The 1,807-nt window shown below is 59.0% G+C and carries 3 protein-coding genes; 1 reads left to right on the plus strand and 2 read right to left on the minus strand.

From position 1 onward, the window contains the following. The coding region (locus A2J01_RS11200) for a cation-transporting P-type ATPase (protein WP_269455304.1) at window positions 1-524 on the minus strand (524 nt) is incomplete at its 3' end. A gap of 27 nt (window positions 525-551) precedes the next feature. Next, window positions 552-1,382, minus strand: coding sequence for a polyphosphate kinase 2 (gene ppk2, locus A2J01_RS11205; protein ID WP_228402274.1), 831 nt, complete (start codon window positions 1,380-1,382; stop codon window positions 552-554). A 191-nt stretch (window positions 1,383-1,573) separates the two neighbouring features. On the opposite strand from ppk2, the gene A2J01_RS36830 reads away from it, so the two are divergent. Further along, window positions 1,574-1,807 (plus strand): three-helix bundle dimerization domain-containing protein (locus A2J01_RS36830; RefSeq protein WP_064112704.1); only part of this gene is annotated, 234 nt, incomplete at its 3' end.

Below are 1,807 nucleotides of genomic sequence, written 5' to 3' on the forward strand. Positions count from 1 at the left end.
ATCGGCGCGCTTTCCCCGGTCAATGCGGCTTCCTGCGTCTCCAGGGTGGTGGTGGCGAGCAACCGTCCGTCGGCAGCGATGATGTCTCCTGCCTCGACTTGGACGATGTCACCCGGCACCAGTTCGGTAGCGTCGAGTTGAATCAGGTTCCCGTCACGAATGACCCGTGCTTGGGGCGTCTGCATCTTGGCGAGGGCGTCGACGCTGGCCCGTGCCTTCAACTCCTGTCGAGTTCCGAGGACGATGTTGAGCACGACGAGCACCGCCACCACGATTGCTGTCGGCACTTCACCGATGGCGATGCTGACCGCGGCCACGGCGACGAGCATCAAGTTCATCGGATCTTTCAGCTGCAACAGCGCGATCGACCACGTCGACGGCGGTGGCGTCGAGGTGATTTCGTTCGACCCGTAGCGTCGTCGCCGTTGGTCGGCCTCATCCGACTGCAGTCCGCGCTCCGGGTCCGACTGCAGTACGGACACGACTGATTCGCCACTCTGCGCATGCCACGGCGTGGGGCTCATGACCGCACATCCTTTCCTTGGCGATCGTCAATACCGGGTCGGAATCCAGTGCAGCGGTTGTTTGGGCGTCTGGTAGCCGTGAGCCTTCTGCCGTTTCGGCAGGGTGATGTCCGTGGATTGCACGGGCTCGTAGGGGATCTGACTCAGAATGTGGCTGATGATGTTGAGTCGTCCGCGTTTCTTGTCATTGTTGTTTGCGACATACCATGGCGCCCAGCCGGTGTCGGTGAAGCGAAACATCTCGTCGCGGGCACGCGAGTAGTCGTACCAATGACTGAACGACTTCAGATCGAGATTCGACAGCTTCCAGATCTTTCGAGGGTCGTCGATCCGGCTCTGCAGACGTAAGAGCTGCTGTTCTTCGCTGACCTCGAGCCAGTACTTGAGCAGAATGACTCCCGATTCGACGATCGCGCGTTCGACGGTCGGAATGAGCTGGAGAAATTGATGTGCTTGTTCTTCGGTGCAAAAGCCCATTACTCGTTCTACACCGGCACGGTTGTACCAACTTCGGTCGAAGATGACGATCTCACCGGCAGCCGGAAGATGCGGGACGTAGCGCTGGACGTACATCTGCGAATGCTCTCGCTCGGTCGGGGCGGGTAACGCAACGACCCGGAACACTCGCGGACTCACTCGCTCGGTGATGGCTTTGATGACACCGCCCTTCCCCGCGGTATCTCGACCTTCGAATACGATGCAGACCTTGGCTCCAGACGATTTGACCCACTCCTGCAAAGCCACGAGTTCGCCGTGCAACGGCTTGAGTTTGCGGCGGTACACCTTGTTCTTCATCGGCTTTTCTGCCACGGGCGGCGCGTCGTCGGTAAGGGTCGACGGGGTGTCGTCGTGAAGAATCCGAGCGTTCTTTCCCACTTCCACTCCCTGGCATCATGAGCGCAACGCGAGCGCGCGGGGAACCGTCCGCCCTTATGTGTATGCCCCATATTCGGTGAACCTATTCTCTTTGCAATCGAGACCCGAATCGTGTTGTTTTCGAACCCTTTCCGAGTCTTGACGTGCTCGGCTGGACGGACGACCATTAATGGATGACTGGCGACGAAGAGTTGCTCCACGTCGAGCGGGTGATCACTCGCCTGATTTCCCGCTATCCCGCCGTTCCTCCACCGGAGATCGAAAACAGAGTGCGAACAATTCACCAGCGTTTTGCGGGATGTCGGATCCGCGACTTCGTGCCTCTTCTGGTCGAAAAGGCGGCCAGACAAGAGATCTCGGATCGGAGAATCGTGATTCCGATAATGGATGAGCGGTCGGCGAGTCTG

Source organism: Rhodococcus sp. EPR-134 (assembly GCF_001647205.1).
Classification (GTDB): Bacteria; Actinomycetota; Actinomycetes; order Mycobacteriales; family Mycobacteriaceae; genus Rhodococcus_F; species Rhodococcus_F qingshengii.